Source organism: Agrobacterium sp. GW821-FHT02D03 (assembly GCF_059421725.1).
Genome location: NZ_JBWKVN010000001.1, coordinates 2,067,914 through 2,085,478, shown reverse-complemented (window position 1 = coordinate 2,085,478; position 17,565 = coordinate 2,067,914). Strand labels below are relative to the sequence as shown.

The window sequence follows — 17,565 nt, the reverse complement described above, 5'->3', positions numbered from 1 at the left end:
AACAGCAAGCCTATGCGAGATGAATCAGTCTGAGAGGTGATGGCCGTAAGAAGCTGAAACGATTCCAGATTTTGCTCAATTTTATCGCCGTCGCGTGACGCTCAAGGCTGAACATCAGGCGACGGCAGGGCTGGTCTCACTTCCCAGCGAAGCGATCCGTCGCGCGGATCAGTTGATCGAGAATACCGGGCTCGGTCATCGCGTGACCTGCTGCTTCGATGATGTGGAGGTCGGCCTTCGGCCACGCCTTGGACAAGTCCCACGCCGTCTTTGCCGGGCAGGGCATATCATAGCGACCGTGCACGATGACGCCCGGAATGTCTTTCAGCTTGTGGGCATCGCGCAGCAACTGTCCGTCGTCGAGCCAGCCGGCATTGACGAAGAAGTGGGTTTCGATGCGGGCAAAGGCGATGGCGTAGTGATCTTCTCCGAATTGATCCACGCGTGCCGGATCGGTCACGAGCGCGATCGTCGCACCTTCCCATTGGCTCCACGCCTTGGCACATTCCAGCTTCTTCTTTTCGTCGGTACCCGTGAGATAGCGATAATAGCTCGCCATCATCTGCCCGCGATCCGCCTCGGGAATAGGCGCGATGAAGGTTTCCCAACGCTCGGGATACATTTCCGAAACGCCAAACTGGTAGTACCAGTCCAGTTCCCGCTTGGTCAGCAGATAGATGCCGCGCACGATCAACTCGCTGACATGCTCAGGATGGGTCTCGGCATAGGCGAGCGCCAGCGTCGAGCCCCAGGAGCCACCGAAGACCTGCCATTCGTCATAGCCAAATTTCTGGCGCAGCTTTTCGATGTCCGCGACCAGGTGCCAGGTTGTATTGGCTTCGAGGCTCGCATGCGGCGTCGAGCGTCCGCAGCCGCGCTGGTCGAACAACACGACGTCATAGAGAGCGGGATCGAAGACACGGCGCTGCGTCGGGTTGACGCCACCGCCCGGGCCACCATGCAGGAAGACCGCAGGCTTGCCGCCTTTGGTGCCGACGCGCTCCCAGTAAATCGTGTGGCCATCGCCGACATCGAGAAAGCCGGTCTCGTAGGGTTCGATCTCCGGATAGAGGCCACGCAGTATTTCAGTCATGGAATTCAGTCCTTGATGCTATGCCTTGTTTGCTTCGTCTTCGGGCGGCCAGACCACGGTATCGTGGTCTGGATGCTGATAGGAAATGATCGTGCTTTCGTCGACGCTCTGCCTGATCTCCGGCTTGTCGAACAGCGCCTTGATCCAAGGCATCTGCATATGCGCGTTGACCTGCACCTGTGGCTCGATCTGATCGGGGTGATCGAAGGCGCCAATGGCGATCTCGACGCCGCCCGGATAGTAATAGGTCAGCGGCGTGCCGCATTTGTTGCAGAAGCCGCGATGGATCTTGGTCGACGACCGGAAGAGGCTGGGCTGGCCGCGGGTCCATGTGAGGTGCGCCTGATCAGCCGTGACGAGCGCGCAGAAGAAATTGCCGAAATGCTTCTGGCACATGCGGCAATGGCAAATCGACGGCCGGCCAAGCTTGCCCGCATGAAAGCGGACTGCCCCGCACTGGCACCCACCTGAATATCCTGCCTCGCTCATCAACCCTTCTCCTCTGGCCACTCCACCGTATCGTGGTCCGGATGCTGATAGGATACAAGGCCGGCGATGAAACTTGCAGACGTCAAATCCGCCTCGGTTTCTTCTTCCGGAAGCGTGTGCAGATGATCGACAAAACCGATCTTGTTCTCGACGCCCCATTGGATGACGGGCGGTAGCGCCGCTGGATCATCGAAGGCACCCGCCGCAATCGCCATCCCATCCGGCGCCTCATAGGTCAGCGGCGTACCGCAGTCACCGCAGAAGCCACGCTTCACATGGTTGGAGGATTGGAACCGCTTCGGCTCACCGCGTGTCCAATGAAACTCCGCACCACGCACAGAAACGAGTGGGGCATAATAGGCCCCGAACGCTTTCTGGCACATGCGACAATGGCAGATCGAGCTATCCTTCAAAACGCCTTCTGCTCGAAACCGTATCGCGCCGCATTGGCATCCGCCGGTGTGAGTGGTCATGATGGCTCCTTTGGTATAGATCGCAGGATGTTGAGGCACACATCGTCTATCTGGTGGAGGACGTCATCGTTCCAGGAGCGTATGACGGTCCAGCCGTTTTGCTGGAGAGTTTCGGTTCTTTGCCGGTCGTAGCGACCTGCCCGACAGGGCAGAGGGGGTAAGCTGCGAATGAAAAGTAAGACCGGCAGTTTGAAACCCTACCGCTTCAACTCCCAAGACGTCACCCGCTCCCCCGTCTCCTTGTCCTTGCCGTCCTTCAACTGAATGCCCTTGGCCGACAACTCATCCCTGATCCGATCCGCCTCGGCGAAATTCTTCGCCTTCAGCATCTCCAGCCGCATGGCAACGAGCGAATCCACAGCAGCAGCAATTGCCTCATCCACCTCCGTCTTCTTCGGCAGCACGCCAAGAAGTGCGGCACTCGCCGCAAACACGGGAAGTTTTTCCGGATCGGCGTTGGCGGCCTGGGCCAGAGCATGCAGTGCCTGGACGGCGGCGACGGTATTGAGATCGTCGGCAAGCGCGTCGAGCACGCTCTGGTCGACCTCGGCGTCGCCCGCTTCCGCAACCGGCCACTTCGCCAGCAGCCGCTCGGCTTCCTCCAGACGCTTCACCGAGAAGTCGATCGGCTCACGGTAATGCGTCATCAGCATTGCCAGCCGCAGAACTTCGCCTGGCCATTTGCGCCCGCCAAAGGCTTCGCTGTGCAGGAGATCATAGATGGTAACGAAATTGCCGTCGGACTTCGACATCTTGCGGCCTTCGACCTGCACGAAGCCGTTATGCATCCAGACGTTGGCCATCACATGCGTTCCGTGAGCGCAACGCGATTGGGCGATTTCGTTTTCATGGTGGGGGAAGATCAGGTCGAGGCCGCCGCCGTGAATGTCGAAGACCTCGCCAAGATAGCGTCCCGACATGGCCGAGCATTCGATATGCCAGCCGGGGCGGCCGCGACCCCACGGGCTTTCCCAGCCGGGTTCGTTATGGCTTGAAAGCTTCCACAGCACGAAGTCGCCGGGGTTTTTCTTGTGCGCATCGACCGCGATGCGTGCGCCGGCCTGTTGTTCGTCCAAAGGGCGCTTGGAAAGCTGGCCGTAGTCACTCATGGATTTGGTGTCGAACAGCACTTCGCCCGCTGCGACATAGGCATGGCCACGCGCGATCAGCTTCTCGATGATGTCGATCATCTGGGCGATGTTATCGGTTGCGCGCGGCTCCACCGTCGGCTCAAGGCAGCCAAGCGCTGCGACATCCTGATGAAACTGGTTGGCGGTCTTTTCCGTCACCGCGTGGATCGCGTCGTTCAGCGGCAGGTCCGGGTAATCGCGAAGCGCCCGCGCATTGATCTTGTCGTCCACATCGGTGATGTTGCGCGCATAGGTGACGCCGTTCTCGCCATAGACATGGCGCAACAGGCGATAGAGCACGTCGAAAACGATGACAGGGCGGGCGTTGCCAATATGAGCGTAGTCATAGACCGTCGGGCCGCAGACATACATGCGCACATTCTTCGCATCGATCGGCTGGAATTCGGCTTTTTCGCGGGTCAGCGTGTTGTAGAGCTTCAAGCGCAAGGACATGCGTATTTCCTTCGGGTATCGGAGATTGACCCCACCGGAGCGTTTGTCTGCTTTGACCTTTCAGGAGACGAAAACGATCTGGCCGGGGGTTAAGCCAGCAAAATTCAACTCAGCAGCAGCGGCAGATCGTTATTTTCATGGCTTGCTTTATGAAACGATGCCCGTTGTCGGTCAAGAGCATCGCTTTCAGATTCACGCCGGTTCGCAAGTCATTCCGGCGCGCGATAGCTGACGAATTTCTGGTCGCGAACCACATAGATCTTGCCGGTCTCGGTAAGCTCCGGAGAGGCAAGCGGAACGATGGCTTGGGCCACTTCCGAAGGATGGGGGAGGGTGTCGGGATCTTCGCCGGGCATCGCCTGAGCCCGCATCGCCGTGCGCGTCGCACCCGGATTGATGCTGTTGATGCGCAGATGGGTCTGCTCGGTTTCGGCAGCCCAGGTGCGTGCCAGCGCTTCGACGGCAGCCTTTGAGGTGGAGTAGACGCCCCAGAACGGACGACAGGAATGGGCAGCGCCGGACGACAGGATCAGCGCACGTCCAGCATCGGATTTCAACAGAAGCGGCTCGACCGAGCGGATCAGGCGCCACGTCGCGGTGACGTTAATGTTCATCACCTTTTCAAACACCTTGGCCTCGATATGGCCGACAGGTGAAATGACGCCAAGCATCCCGGCATTGGCAACCAGAATATCCAGCTTGCCCCAACGTTCGTGAATAGAGGCGCCGAGAGCATCGATCGCCTTCATGTCGGCGAGATCGAAGGGAACGAGCGTTGCCGTTCCACCGACCGCCTTGATGGCATCGTCCAGATCTTCCAGCCCACCAACGGTGCGTGCACAGGCGATGACATGGGCGCCGGCTTTCGCCAGTTCGACCGCAGTGAAATAGCCGATTCCGCGTGAAGCGCCGGTCACGAGTGCGATCCGGCCTTTAAGGTCGATGGTCATGGTCCCCCCTGAATGTCGTTCGGTCGTCCGCTCTCTCTTACTGAGGGAGGACATGTCCGGCAAGCGGCTTCAAGGTCGCAGGTGGCCGCAAACAAAAGCCCGCAGTTTAGATGCGGGCTTGAAGCGATCAGCCGTTGCTGGCGAGCATGGAAATCTTGCTCCCCATCGACTCGCCATTCTTGTCGAGCAGGCGGGTCGGATATTCACCGGTGAAGTAATGGTCGGTGAACTGCGGACGGACAGGGTTGCGGTCTTCGCCGCCAACAGCACGATAAAGTCCGTTGATCGACAGGAAGGCGAGCGAGTCCGCGCCGATATACTTCGCCATCGCATCCACGTCAGCACACTGGTTGGCGAGAAGCTTGTCGGCATCCGGCGTGTCGATACCGTAGAAATCGGGATGAAAAATCATCGGGCTGGCAACGCGGATGTGGACTTCCTTGGCGCCCGCTTCACGGATCATCTGTACGATCTTAACCGATGTCGTGCCGCGAACGATCGAATCATCCACCAGAACGACACGCTTGCCCTCGATCATCGCCCGGTTGGCCGAATGCTTCAGCTTCACGCCAAAAGCGCGGATTTGCTGTGTCGGCTCGATGAAGGTACGACCGACATAGTGGTTGCGGATGATGCCATATTCAAACGGAATGCCGCTTTCCTGCGCAAAACCAAGCGCTGCAGGCGTGCCGCCATCCGGCACCGGCACGACGACGTCGGCCTCAAGCGGTGCTTCCTTGGCGAGATTCATGCCCATGTTCTTGCGCGTCGTGTAGACGTTGCGACCGCCGACGACCGAGTCGGGACGGGCGAAATAGACATATTCGAACAGGCAGAGGCGTTCGGGCTGCGGCTTGTTCGGCTTGCGCGCGTCGATGCTGATCGAGCCATCTGGCTGGATTTCGCAGATGATGACTTCGCCGTTCTCCACGTCGCGCACGAATTTCGCGCCGATAATGTCGAGTGCACAGGTCTCCGAACAGAAGATCGGCTTGCCGTCGAGATCGCCCATGACGAGCGGGCGAATGCCGGTGGGGTCGCGCGCGGCAATCAGCTTGGTGCGGGTCATCGCAAGCATCGAATAGCCGCCTTCCATCTGGCGGATCGCGTCGATAAAGCGGTCGGCGGTGGAGGAGTGGCGCGAGCGCGCAATGAGATGCAGCACGACTTCGGTATCGGAGGTGGACTGGCAGATCGCACCGGTTGCGATGATCTGGCGGCGAAGCGTCAGGCCGTTGGTGAAGTTGCCGTTATGGGCAATGGCGATACCGCCTTCTTCCAATTCGGCAAACAGCGGCTGCACGTTGCGCATCGCCACTTCACCGGTGGTGGAGTAGCGGGTGTGACCAATAGAGATCGAGCCGGGCAGGCGGGCAAGTGTCATTGGGTTGGTGTAGTGATCGCCCACCAGCCCCATGTGCCGCTCCTGATGGAAGCGCTTGCCATCGAAGGAAACGATACCGGCCGCTTCCTGGCCGCGATGCTGGAGAGCATGCAGGCCGAGCGCCGTGAGGGCCGCCGCATCCGCGTGACCGAGGATGCCGAACACACCGCATTCCTCATGCAGCGTATCGCCATCGATAATGTCATTGAAGGTGGAATGCGAAAGCGGCTCATTCATCTGGCTTGCCTTTGCTTACTGCCAAAAACAAAAACCGCCCCGACGAATTGCTTTGCCGGTTTGGCCTGTCTGCTGCCTATGTCGAAGTATCTAGCACAAATAGCGCGCCTTGCATCTATTGCAAGGCGCGCTATCGCATCAATTCGCTGGTACCGGTGCCGTGGTTGCCGGTGCGTCTTCCGCGGGCGCCTGCTCAGGTGTCGTCTCTGTCTTTTTGCCGAGAATGCGAGCGCGGATTTGCGGCTCGATATCATCCGGCAGAACCGCCTCAAGCTTTCCGACCAAACCATCGAGGAACGGCTTGGACTTGGCCTGCGTCACCCATTCGGGCTGCGTTCTGACATCGACCAGCCAGTTCCAGAAGGCGACCGCGACGACGAGCAGAAGCAGGCCACGCGCCGCACCGAAGAGAAAACCGAGTGTGCGATCCAGCGCACCAATGCGGCTGTCGATGATGAAGTCGGCGACACGCGAGGTAATGAAGGAAATGATGATCAGCGCAACGAGAAAGACCAGACCGGCCGAACCGGCAATCGCGATCTTGTCGTCATCGGTATAGTTGCGCGCATAGGGAAGCAGCAGCGGGTAGAGATAATAAGCAGCTGCAACGGAGCCAACCCAACTTGCGATGGACAGAATTTCACGCGAGAACCCGCGCACCATGGCGAGAACGGCGGAGAAAAGCACAACGGCAAGAACGATACCGTCGAAAATCGTAATGGGCATTTACCAACTCCGGAGGTCGCAGCACCCAAACAGGGAGCCGCTGTGCCAATTTGCGATCCTCTTACACTAGCCGGGTAACCAGCGAAAGGATCATTATTCGTCTTCCTCAGCCTGTCTGAAGCGGTTGCCCGAGCCGGCAATGCGCGCCACGAGATCGGGGAGGCTTTCAATCTCCGTCCAGCGCCCCTTTGAGCCCTTCGGGAGTTCTGCCGATGCTGAAGGCAGAAATGCGGCGGAAAATCCAAGTTTCTCGGCTTCCTTCAACCGCTGCGCCGTTTGGGAAACCGGCCGCACTGCGCCCGACAGGCTGATTTCGCCGAAATAGACGCAATCGGCAGGCAGGGCAAGACCGGCAAGCGAGGAAACCAGTGCAGAAGCAATCGCCATGTCTGCCGCGGGCTCCGAAATCCGGTAGCCACCGGCGATGTTGAGGTAGACATCGTGCTGGCCAAGCTTCACGCCGCAATGGGCCTCGAGCACGGCAAGAATCATGGCAAGGCGTGAGGAGTCCCATCCCACCACAGCACGACGCGGTGTGCCGAGCGACGTGGCCGCCACCAGGGCCTGAACCTCCACCAACACTGGCCGCGTGCCTTCCATACCGGCGAAAACAGCCGCACCCGGGGATTTTTCGTTGCGCTCTCCAAGGAAAAGCTCCGATGGATTGGAGACCTCGCGCAGACCCCTGTCAGACATTTCGAACACACCGATTTCATCGGTCGGGCCGAAACGGTTCTTGACGGTACGAAGGATGCGGTAATGATGCCCACGATCGCCTTCGAAATAGAGCACGGCATCCACCATGTGTTCCACCACACGCGGACCGGCGATCTGGCCTTCCTTGGTTACATGGCCGACGAGTACCATGGTGGCACCCGTCTGCTTGGCAAACCGGATCATCGCCTGAACGCCGGTGCGCACCTGCGTCACTGTGCCAGGGGCGGAATCGGCGGTGTCGCTCCACAGCGTCTGAATGGAATCGATGATGACGAGATCGGGCCGTTTGCCCTCGGAAATCGTCGCCAGAATATCTTCGACGTTGGTTTCAGCCGCCAGCAACACGTCGGTGTCCGCCGCACCAAGACGCTGCGCCCGCAAGCGCACCTGCGCTACAGCCTCTTCGCCCGATACGTAAACGACACGATGACCTTGCCGGGAGAGTGCCGCCGCAGCCTGCATTAGAAGGGTCGATTTTCCGATGCCCGGATCGCCACCGATCAGAACTGCCGATCCGCGCACGAAGCCCCCGCCCGTCGCACGATCCAGTTCGCTCATGCCGGTTGGAATGCGCGGTGCCTCCTCGATTTCACCGGAAAGCGAGGTGAGGGTGACTGGACGGCCCTTCTTCGGCGTCTTGCCGGGGCCGCCGCCAATTCCGCCCATCGGGTCTTCTTCGACGATGGTGTTCCACTCGCCGCAGCCCTCGCATTTTCCCGCCCAACGGGTGTGCACCGTGCCGCAGTTCTGGCAGACGAATTGTGTCTTGGCTTTGGCCATGAATGTCAGTCTTTTTCTTTTAGAGAGTAACGAGCGGGGTCGCGAAGAATTTCGATCCCGTTTTGTTCTCGTCTAGCACGGATCGTCCGAGCTTTCCAAGAGGTGGAAATCGTTACTCGTCGCCGATCAGATATTGCCGCTCATACCGAAGCCCGAGGCTTGTCAGCATCTCGTAGCCGATGGTGCCCGCGGCCCGTGCCACTTCATCGACTGGAACATTCGGCCCGAAGAGCTCGATATAGTCGCCTGCGCGAATGGCACGTTCCGGCACGTCGGTGACGTCGAAAATGGTGAGGTCCATGGTGATGCGACCAGCGACCGGGACGCGATAGCCATTGATGAACCCTTCCGCGCCCCCACGGCCCATCTCGCGCAGCGGAATGCCGGAGCCGGAGAGCGATCGCGAATAGCCATCGGCATAACCGACGGCCGCGATCGCCAGACGGCTCGCCCGCTTCAACTGATAGGTGCCGCCATAGCTGACCGTCTGCCCTTCACCGGCCTCGCGAATCTGGATGATCCTCGCCTCCGCCTTAGCGACCGGGCACATGGGGTTCTTCATGTCATTGACCGCTTCGCCGCCGTAAAGCGAGATGCCTGGACGCGTCAGGTCGAAGTGGTAGTCCGGGCCGAGGAAGATTCCGGCAGAGGCTGAAAGGCTTGATTCTATACCTTCGAAAGCCGCGCTAACTCTGCGAAATGATTCAAGCTGCGCCTTGTTCATTGGTGAAGAGGGGGTATCGGCGCTAGCAAGATGCGACATGACCAATACGGGATCGAAGCTTGCTGGACGTGTCGGGTCATCGGCGAGATAAAGCGCGTCTTCGAGTGGAAGCCCAAGCCGGTTGAAACCCGTATCGACATGCAGCGCAAAAGGATGATCGCCGCGCTCCGCAAGCGCGCTCGTCCAGAAGGAGAGCTGCTCTTCAGAGGCAATGACTGGCACGAGATCATGGGCGAAGACATCGCGCTCCTGGCCCGGCCAGATGCCGGAAAGAACGAAGATGCGCGCTTCCGGCGCATGAGGACGAAGCGTAACGCCCTCCGACACACTGGCGACAAAGAAATCCCGAGCACCGGCGTGATAGAGCGTCGCGCCACAATCCTCAATCCCCATGCCATAGGCATCCGCCTTCACCACGGCGGCGGCGCGTGCCTTGCCGGAACGGCGCTGCATGTCGCGAAAGTTATCTGCAAGTGCGGCGAGATCTATGGTCAGCCGAAGTGGCGCGGTTTCGAATGCATCCGCATCCATCTCGGAGAAGCTGTCATCGAGGTCGTCTGTCATGGTCTGCACCTTTTGAATGTCGCCGTGGTCTATCACTTTTGTTCAAGACGGTCATGACGGATTGGGCTAAACCCGAGCTATGCACAATGTTTCGCAGGAACAGGCCACCGACCACATGCCGCTTTCGCGCGCGGAAACCACCAGGTTCTGGCGGGACAAGCGTTTCAAAGGCATGGAGTGCATGACCGCGACGTTCCTGACGCATGAGTTTTCGCCGCATGCGCATGATACGTTTTCCATCGGCGCCATCGAAAACGGCTCGCAGATTTCGACCATCAAGGGCACGACGGAGCGCACTGGCCCTGGTCATCTCTATCTGATCGATCCCGGCCAGATACATGACGGTGCACCCGGCGGTGACGGTTATCGATACCGCATGATCTATCCAGATATCGCGCTTTTGTCTGAGGTCATCGAAGACATGACGGGCCGCACCTTTCACGGCACACCATCCTTTCCAGGTTTCCTGCCGCATGACCCGAAGATGGCGCAGGCCTTCCAGATTGCCCATCGCAGGTTGGAAAACGGGGCAGGGGCGCTGGAGGCAGATGAGGGCATGTTCTCGGTTCTGGCAGAACTGTTTTCCCGGCACGGCAGCGCCATCATCTTGCCCGTCCAGACACGCGAGAAAACCGCGGTCTATCAGGCGCGTGAATATCTCAACGACAACTTCGATACGGATGTCGGGCTTGAGGAATTGGCGGGTATGGCGGGGCTCAGCCGTGCGCATTTGATCCGCGCCTTCCGCCGCGAATTCCACATCACGCCGCACGCCTATCTCACTGATATCCGCATCCGCCGAGCAAGGCATCTGTTGCGTCAGGGAGAAAGCCCGGCTTCGGTTGCGCTCGAATGCGGGTTTGCCGATCAGGCGCATTTTACGCGCCACTTCAAGGCCCGCACGGGCGTAACGCCGGGTCAATTCCGCGCCGCATGACCGGCAGATCATTTTCGTTCAATACGGGCCGACCCGCTGTTCCCTAGATGCATCTCCTGAAAAAGGAGAATGACATGGTGAGCAAAGCCAAACCTGAGGGACGCCAGGAATTAATCGCCGGCCTCAAAGCTGCGTCCCCGCTGCTGGTCGCCATGGTGCCGATTGGCGTTGTCTTCGGCGCAATCGCCGTCAGCAAAGGCCTGTCGCCGCTGGAAGCCTGCCTGATGTCACTCCTCGTTTTCGCCGGCGGCTCACAATTCGTCGCCATGGACCTGTGGACCCACCCAGCAAGCTGGGGAGCGCTCGGTTTTGCGGCACTGCTCGTCAATCTCAGACACATATTGATGAGCGCTTCGATCGGCGTGAAGATGGAGGGCTTCAAGCCCTGGCAGCGCTGGCTTGCCATGCCTGTCTTGACGGACGAATCCTGGGCGTTGGCGGAATTTCGCAGCATGACGAGCACGCTCCGTCCGGCATTTTTCGCCGCCGCTGCTCTCTCGATCTATGTCGTCTGGAACCTGTCAACGCTGGCAGGCGCTCTGCTCGGCTCCGTCATGGGAGACACGACCATCATCGGCCTCGATTTTGCATTCCCTGCGGTCTTTATCGTGCTTCTGATGGGGTTTTGGAAAGGCAGGCAAACGGGCTTCGTTCTTCTGGCGAGTGCGACGGCCGCCTTCGTCACCCATAGATACGTACCCGGCGCATGGTATATCGCTGCAGGTGCTCTCGCAGGACTTGCCGTTGCCGCCTTGGTCAAGGACGAGGCGGAGATGCCCCAATGAGCATCGATGCCAACACACTGCTGACCATCCTCGCCATGGCGGTCGCGACACTCGCGACACGCTTCGGCGGTCTCCTTCTCATCCGTCACGTCCATATGACGGATCGAGCCAAACGCGCGCTCAACGCCGTGCCGCCTGCGGTCCTGATGGCCGTCGTCACCCCAACAGCATTGACGAGCGGCCTTGCCGAAACCATCGGCTGCGCTGTCACCGCGCTCGCTGCGATGCGCCTTTCGCTTCTACCTGCCGCAGCTGCGGGTGTGGTAACCGTGGCGGTTTTACGCGCGCTTGGGCTGTAGTCCAGCGACCCCAGGGTTGTGCAGACTTGACAACGGCGCTATGTCCGGAACGACGACTTTCTAGTTTGTGAAAAGCGGGAGCACCGTTTTGTTCAAAGACTACAAGATCGCCTTCCGGCCTTTGCTGCGGATATATCAGGACGATCTGAGGACTTCCTGGCGTTCGATTGTCGTTCTGATCGTTACGATATTCACAGGCGCGTTGTTGTCAGTATCCGGCCCTTATGTTTTTTCGCGCATCATCGATGACGTGCCCAAAGAGGCCGGTCCGTGGATCGTGGCATTTTCCCTCTATGCGATCCTGACAGCCCTGGCGACCGGTATTCAGCGCTGTACGCAATATCTCGCAGTGATCCATTCGGAACGGCTGGAACTGGTGGCGACCACGCGCTTCTTCGAAAGAATCACGCGCAAGCAAGCTGCCTTTTTCACCGACCATAATCCGGCGGAAATTCAGCAGGCGCAGATGCAGGGCGCATCCGCTGCGTCGATTTTGATGCAGATTGGCCTTATCTATTTCGTGCCCGGACTGGCCAATTTCCTGTTCAGCACCATCGTGATGGGTGCTGTGATCAGCCTGGAGCTGGTTCTGATCGTTCTTTGTTACGGCGTCTTCTTCATCGGCCTGACACTTGCCTCCAACCGCTTCACCAATCGCTATCTGGAGCAGGCAATAGATGCCGGGCAGCACAATGCTGCATTCGTCGGCAACGCGTTGAATATGATCGAACCTCTTCGGCACACTGGCAGCACAGCATGGATGCAGCAACGCTTCGGCGACAATGCGACAGCGATCTACCAGAACTGGCGGCTTTATTCGCTCCGACGGATCGCTTTCGTTTCAACGATCGCTTTGGCGCTTTGCGTTCAACTTATCCTCAGCTTCTGGCTGCTCCTTCCGCGCTATCAGCAAGGCCTCATTTCCGTCGGCGATATCGTTCTGTTCAACACGTTACTTCTTCAACTCAACACGCCTTTTGAGATGATAGGGCAATCGGTCAGCGAAGCCATGCGGTCGCTTGCCCGCTTCATGCCCTGCGCCCGTATGTGGATGGCGCCGGAGGAGCGGGAGGAGCGGGAGGAGCTAGGAGCCAAGCCTGCACCTGCGCTCGTACAGAACGTCGAACTTCAAAATGTCGGCTTCCGTTACGACAATGGCCGTGGCGTCAATAACGTTTCTTTCACCGCCTCACGGGAACGTCTGACCTTCATTACCGGCGAAACTGGTTCCGGTAAGTCCACCCTGTTCAAGCTCCTGCAAAAGACGATGACGCCACAGGAGGGTCGCATCCTCGTCGATGGTGTGGAGCTAGGCGAGGTCGGCAAAAGCAGTTGGTACGCGGTGGTCGGCATTGTGCCGCAGGAGATTCAACTCCTTAATGACAGCCTGCGCACCAATATCGCTCTCGGTCGCCCGCATGATGAAGAGCGCTTGCGCAAGGTCGCGGACCAAGCTGCCATCTTGAAGCGCATTGAAGGAATGGCGGATGGCTTCGACACAATTGTTGGGGAGAGGGGGCTGAAACTATCCGGTGGTGAGCGCCAGCGTATAGCGATTGCGCGCGCGCTCTACGGCGCGCCGTCAATCCTGCTTCTCGACGAAGCAAGCTCTGCCCTCGATGAAGAAACCGAGCGTGAGATCATGGATCAGCTCCGCAAGCTGGACGGAGATCTCACGATTATCGCCATCACACACCGCCAGAGTTCCATTCGGCCGCAGGATCAGGTCATTGCCTTGAAAGCGGTTGAGGCGGGCGATTCAGTTTCTGAACCGCCGCCGCTATCCCCTTGAAAAGACTCCGCCTCATCTCTGCAGAAACATGAGGCGGAGGGACTGTTAGTGCTCTTCATACTGGCTGAAGGATGGATCGGCCAGATCCGCAAAGCGGGTGAACTCGGCCTGGAATGCGAGCTTCACCGTACCGGTCGGTCCGTGACGCTGCTTGGCGATGATGACGTCGGCCGTGCCCTTGACCTTGTCGAACAGCGATTCCCACTCGGCATATTTCGGGTCTGCGGGATCGCGCGGCTCCATGTTCTTCACATAGTATTCCTCACGGAACACGAAGAGCACCACGTCGGCGTCCTGCTCGATGGAGCCCGATTCACGAAGGTCGGAGAGCTGCGGGCGCTTGTCTTCGCGGCTTTCCACCGCACGGGAGAGCTGTGAGAGCGCGATGATCGGAACGTTGAGTTCCTTGCCGAGCGCTTTCAGACCGGTGGTGATCTGGGTGATTTCCTGCACGCGGTTTTCGCCGCCCTTGCCGGAGCCGGTCATCAGCTGAACGTAGTCGACCACCAGAACATCAAGACCGCGCTGACGCTTCAGACGGCGCGCGCGAGCGGCAAGCTGCGCAATCGAGATACCACCGGTCTGGTCGATATATAGCGGTACCTTTTGCATCATCTGGCTGCAGGCGACGAGTTTTTCGAAATCGGCTTCGGTGATGTCACCACGGCGGATTTTCGAGGACGAAACCTCCGTCTGCTCCGAGATGATACGGGTTGCGAGCTGTTCGGACGACATTTCGAGTGAGTAGAACCCGACGACGCCGCCATTCTTGGCCTTGTAGGTACCGTCCGGCTGCACTTCCTGCTCGTAGGCTGCCGCGATGTTGTAGGCGATGTTGGTGGCAAGTGAGGTCTTGCCCATGCCTGGACGTCCGGCAAGCACGATCAAGTCCGATCGCTGCAGGCCACCCATGCGGGCATCGAGCGAATGGATGCCGGTGGAAATACCGGAGAGATTGCCGTCGCGCTCGAAGGCAGCGCCGGCCATGTCGATGGCGAGCGCCACCGCATCGTTGAACGACTGGAAGCCGCCATCATATCGGCCCGTCTCGGCAAGTTCGAAAAGACGGCGCTCGGTGTCTTCGATCTGCGCCTGCGGCGGCATGTCGAGCGGCGCGTCATAGGCGATGTTGACGACATCCTCGCCGATTTGAATCAGCGCGCGGCGAAGCGCCAGGTCATAGATCGCACGGCCGTAATCCTCGGCATTGATGATCGAAACCGCTTCGGCAGCAAGACGCGCCAGATACTGGGCAACGGTCAGGTCGCCGACCTTATCATCTGCCGGAAGGAAGGTCTTGATGGTGACGGGGTTGGCCGTCTTGCCCATGCGGATGATATCGCCCGCGACTTCGAAAATCTTGCGGTGCAGGGGCTCATAAAGATGCACCGGCTTCAAAAAGTCCGACACGCGATAATAGGCATCGTTATTGACGAGGATGGCGCCCAGCAGCGCCTGCTCGGCCTCAATGTTGTTGGGCGCCTCGCGGTAAAGCGGTTCGGCGGCGGGCGCTGGGGTGATCTTTCTCACGGCGTCATTCATGGTCTCGTGATCTCCCTTTAGCCTTATCTTCTCTTCTGCAAGCCTGCCGGTTTGAAGCCTGGAGGCGTGGCCGTCAATGACCTGAAGGCAACACTCGCACCTCACTTTACCTAAAGAGAGGCGGGGGGCCCAACATAACGGGTTGTCCCCATTAATCCACAGGATGATTCGGCTGACGTCTTAAGCGCCGAGCGAATCACGCATCCTCCGCCATGATTTTAAGGCATGGCTCCGATCCACCAAAGACACTTGAAATTTAGCAAGGATCGAAATAGATAGGAACAAAATAAGTAGCTACCTAATTATAAGGTCTAATTACGTTGTCCCGCATTACTGAGAAAGAACAGCTTTTCGATGAGATGGCGGCCTTCAATCGCAAGCTCCGCTCTTTCTTCGACGCCCGCGTTGCTGAGAGAGGCTTGACGCTGGCACGCGCGCGGACATTGTTTGCGCTGTCGAGGAGGGGTTCGTTGACGCAAAAGGAGCTTGCTGAGGAGCTGGAAATCGAAACGCCGACGCTCGTGCGGCTATTGGATGCCATGGAGAAACAAAAGCTCATCGAACGGCGTTCTGATGAGATCGACCGGAGGGCGAAACGAATTCACATGACACCCGCCGGACTGCAGACATTCGAAGATGTGGATGCGCAGGCAAAAGCCATGCGAGCCGAGATCGCGCTGGATATCTCGACCGATGAGATCCGCGTGGCGCTGAACGTGGTGAGACGCCTGACGGGCAATCTACAGAAACTCTCGGAAGAAGAGGTGACGCCGTGAGCACTGCCATAACGAGCACGCGCGACGCGCCTATGGATGACGCAGGTGAGCAAGCCGCTTCGCCCGCAGCGACAGCGCCTGCGCCGGAGGAGGCTGCACCGGTGCCGCCAACGCAGCCTGCGGAAAAGCCGCTTCGCGAAAAGCTGATGTATATCGCCGCCGGTCTTGCCTTCTTCATCACCCAGGGAATGGGTATGAACATCGTCATGGCCAATCTGTATCAGCTACAGGGCGAGTTTTCCGGCACGGTGGCGGAAGTCGCGGGGCTGTCGGCCGCCTATATGGCGCCTTATGCCACCTTCTCGATTGCGCTCTTCAAGGTGCGCCAGCAATATGGCCTACGGCCGTTCGCGGAAATCAGCATCATCGCTTTCGTCCTGGCGTCGTGTCTCAACCTCTTCGTCACGGATTTGCACTCCGCCATCGTCGTGCGCTTCGTCAGCGGCATGGCGGCCGCACCACTTTCCTCGCTTGGCTTTCTTTACATCCTTGAAGCCTTCCCGGTGCAACGCAAGCTAACGCTTGGCCTCAGCATCGCGCTTACAGGAACGCTTCTGGCTGCGCCCATAGCCCGTATCGTCTCGCCACCTCTCTTGCAGATCGATGGCTGGCACGCGCTCTACAGCATGGAAGTGGGTTTGGCGCTTGCGGTTCTGCCCATCATTTATCTTCTGCCATTGACAGCACCACCCCGGGTCAAGGTCATCGAGCGCCTGGATATCTTAAGCTACCTGCTGTTTGCCGGTGGGCTTGGCTGCCTTGCCGTGTTCCTGACGCTTGGCCGTTTTTACTGGTGGTTCGAGACCTGGTGGCTCGGCGTTCTGCTGGCAACCTCGATCACCCTGTTGACCGTGATGACAATGATCGAATTGCCACGCAAGAACCCGATGCTCGATCTGCGCTGGATCTTCTCGCGCACCAATCTGCATCTTATCGCAGTCCTGCTGGTCTATCGCGCCGTCTCGTCGGAACAGTCTTCCACAGCTGTCAGCCTCTATCAGCAACTCGGCATCCTCAATGACCAGACCACGGGCCTTTACGGTCTCATCATTCTGGCAACTGTGCTTGGCGGCGCGACCTGTGCTTTGCTGATGCTGACGAAATATGTCGAGACTGCGCACGTTATCGCGCTGTCCTGTATCGCGCTTGGCGCGTTCATGGACAGCACATCGACGAACCTGACGCGTCCCGAACAAATGTATCTGAGCCAGGCGATGATCGCCTTCGGTGCTGCCATGTTCCTGCCGCCGGTGATGGCGAAGGGCTTTGGTGCCGCACTGGCGAAAGGCCCGCCCTATCTCGTCAATTTCATCACCATCTTCCTGTTCACCCAGATTACCGGATCGATGCTGACGACAGGCCTATTGGGCTCCTTCGTGACGTTGAGGGAAAAATTCCACTCCAACATCCTGGTGGAAAGCATCCTTCTGCAAAATCCGCAGGTCGCGCAGCGCATCAGCCAGCTTTCCGGTGCCTACAGCCATGTGCTTACCGATCCGACGCTATTACGGGCGGAGGGCGTGACCCTTCTTGCCCAGCAGGTGTCGAGAGAGGCCTATATCCTGGCTTACAACGACACATTCCTGCTGATCGCCGTCTGCGCCGCCGCCGCTCTCGTGATGCTGCTCCTTCACTTAGCGTGGCTACGCATCAAACCATTGATGACGGGCGGCGAGAGCGCCGCCGCCGTTTCCCAATCCTGATCCTTCAGAGA

Annotated in this window: 18 protein-coding genes; 7 read left to right on the top strand and 11 right to left on the bottom strand. The window is 58.9% G+C overall.

Going from position 1 to position 17,565, the window contains the following annotated elements; translation table 11 throughout:
* Positions 1 to 136: 136 nt before the first annotated feature.
* Genes pip through cysS form a run of 5 tightly spaced genes read right to left on the bottom strand, consistent with a single transcriptional unit; the run spans position 137 to position 3,638 of the window.
* A complete protein-coding gene (gene pip / locus AC07U5_RS09905) occupies positions 137 to 1,093 on the bottom strand; it encodes a prolyl aminopeptidase (RefSeq protein ID WP_494722894.1) in 957 nt (318 codons plus the stop codon).
* A gap of 18 nt (positions 1,094 to 1,111) precedes the next feature.
* Positions 1,112 to 1,582: a GFA family protein gene (locus tag AC07U5_RS09900; RefSeq protein WP_494722893.1), complete on the bottom strand. Its 471-nt coding sequence runs from the start codon at positions 1,580 to 1,582 to the stop codon at positions 1,112 to 1,114.
* Positions 1,582 to 2,055, bottom strand: a complete 474-nt coding sequence (locus tag AC07U5_RS09895; RefSeq protein ID WP_494722892.1) for a GFA family protein — start codon at positions 2,053 to 2,055, stop codon at positions 1,582 to 1,584. Before AC07U5_RS09895 ends, AC07U5_RS09900 begins: the two co-directional genes overlap by 1 nt.
* A complete protein-coding gene (locus AC07U5_RS09890; RefSeq protein WP_494723283.1) occupies positions 2,052 to 2,207 on the bottom strand; it encodes a DUF559 domain-containing protein in 156 nt (51 codons plus the stop codon). The genes AC07U5_RS09895 and AC07U5_RS09890 overlap by 4 nt, the downstream gene beginning before the upstream one ends.
* A gap of 45 nt (positions 2,208 to 2,252) precedes the next feature.
* Positions 2,253 to 3,638 (bottom strand): cysteine--tRNA ligase, encoded by a 1,386-nt coding sequence (gene cysS, locus AC07U5_RS09885; protein WP_494722891.1) that lies wholly within the window; start codon positions 3,636 to 3,638, stop codon positions 2,253 to 2,255.
* Between cysS and AC07U5_RS09880 the strand changes: the two genes are divergently transcribed.
* Positions 3,637 to 3,870 carry a hypothetical protein gene (locus tag AC07U5_RS09880; RefSeq protein WP_494722890.1) on the top strand — a complete coding sequence of 78 codons (234 nt, stop codon included), beginning with the start codon at positions 3,637 to 3,639 and terminating at the stop codon, positions 3,868 to 3,870. The two genes, cysS and AC07U5_RS09880, sit on opposite strands and share 2 nt — an antisense overlap.
* On the opposite strand, the gene AC07U5_RS09875 is transcribed toward AC07U5_RS09880, so the two are convergent.
* The 5 genes from AC07U5_RS09875 to alr all read right to left on the bottom strand — a co-directional run bounded on the left by AC07U5_RS09875 (position 3,848) and on the right by alr (position 9,720).
* Positions 3,848 to 4,588, bottom strand: a complete 741-nt coding sequence (locus tag AC07U5_RS09875) for an SDR family NAD(P)-dependent oxidoreductase (RefSeq protein ID WP_343108584.1) — start codon at positions 4,586 to 4,588, stop codon at positions 3,848 to 3,850. The two genes, AC07U5_RS09880 and AC07U5_RS09875, sit on opposite strands and share 23 nt — an antisense overlap.
* Before the next feature lie 127 nt (positions 4,589 to 4,715).
* Positions 4,716 to 6,209, bottom strand: a complete 1,494-nt coding sequence (purF, locus tag AC07U5_RS09870) for an amidophosphoribosyltransferase (protein ID WP_494722889.1) — start codon at positions 6,207 to 6,209, stop codon at positions 4,716 to 4,718.
* Positions 6,210 to 6,347: 138 nt separating this feature from the next.
* Positions 6,348 to 6,935, bottom strand: a complete 588-nt coding sequence (locus AC07U5_RS09865) for a CvpA family protein (RefSeq protein ID WP_062437952.1) — start codon at positions 6,933 to 6,935, stop codon at positions 6,348 to 6,350.
* A gap of 93 nt (positions 6,936 to 7,028) precedes the next feature.
* Positions 7,029 to 8,432 (bottom strand): DNA repair protein RadA, encoded by a 1,404-nt coding sequence (radA, locus tag AC07U5_RS09860; protein WP_062437950.1) that lies wholly within the window; start codon positions 8,430 to 8,432, stop codon positions 7,029 to 7,031.
* A 112-nt stretch (positions 8,433 to 8,544) separates the two neighbouring features.
* A complete protein-coding gene (alr, locus tag AC07U5_RS09855) occupies positions 8,545 to 9,720 on the bottom strand; it encodes an alanine racemase (protein ID WP_494722888.1) in 1,176 nt (391 codons plus the stop codon).
* Positions 9,721 to 9,835: 115 nt separating this feature from the next.
* Here alr and AC07U5_RS09850 point away from each other — a divergent pair, with 115 nt between their 5' ends.
* The 4 genes from AC07U5_RS09850 (at position 9,836) to AC07U5_RS09835 (ending at position 13,533) form a co-directional block, all read left to right on the top strand.
* The gene (locus tag AC07U5_RS09850; RefSeq protein WP_494723282.1) at positions 9,836 to 10,657 is read left to right on the top strand and encodes an AraC family transcriptional regulator; all 822 of its coding nucleotides are present in this window, start codon (positions 9,836 to 9,838) and stop codon (positions 10,655 to 10,657) included.
* Between the two features lie 74 nt (positions 10,658 to 10,731).
* Positions 10,732 to 11,442 carry an AzlC family ABC transporter permease gene (locus AC07U5_RS09845; protein ID WP_113225396.1) on the top strand — a complete coding sequence of 237 codons (711 nt, stop codon included), beginning with the start codon at positions 10,732 to 10,734 and terminating at the stop codon, positions 11,440 to 11,442.
* A complete protein-coding gene (locus AC07U5_RS09840) occupies positions 11,439 to 11,741 on the top strand; it encodes an AzlD family protein (protein ID WP_494722887.1) in 303 nt (100 codons plus the stop codon). The genes AC07U5_RS09845 and AC07U5_RS09840 overlap by 4 nt, the downstream gene beginning before the upstream one ends.
* 88 nt (positions 11,742 to 11,829) lie before the next feature.
* Entirely contained in the window at positions 11,830 to 13,533 is a 1,704-nt protein-coding gene (locus AC07U5_RS09835) for an ABC transporter ATP-binding protein (protein WP_494722886.1), read from the top strand.
* Positions 13,534 to 13,578: 45 nt separating this feature from the next.
* On the opposite strand, the gene AC07U5_RS09830 is transcribed toward AC07U5_RS09835, so the two are convergent.
* Positions 13,579 to 15,075: a replicative DNA helicase gene (locus AC07U5_RS09830; protein WP_062425631.1), complete on the bottom strand. Its 1,497-nt coding sequence runs from the start codon at positions 15,073 to 15,075 to the stop codon at positions 13,579 to 13,581.
* A gap of 320 nt (positions 15,076 to 15,395) precedes the next feature.
* On the opposite strand from AC07U5_RS09830, the gene AC07U5_RS09825 reads away from it, so the two are divergent.
* Both AC07U5_RS09825 and AC07U5_RS09820 read left to right on the top strand, forming a co-directional pair.
* A complete protein-coding gene (locus AC07U5_RS09825; protein WP_494722885.1) occupies positions 15,396 to 15,851 on the top strand; it encodes a MarR family winged helix-turn-helix transcriptional regulator in 456 nt (151 codons plus the stop codon).
* A gap of 32 nt (positions 15,852 to 15,883) precedes the next feature.
* The gene (locus AC07U5_RS09820) at positions 15,884 to 17,554 is read left to right on the top strand and encodes an MFS transporter (RefSeq protein WP_494723281.1); all 1,671 of its coding nucleotides are present in this window, start codon (positions 15,884 to 15,886) and stop codon (positions 17,552 to 17,554) included.
* Positions 17,555 to 17,565: the final 11 nt, after the last annotated feature.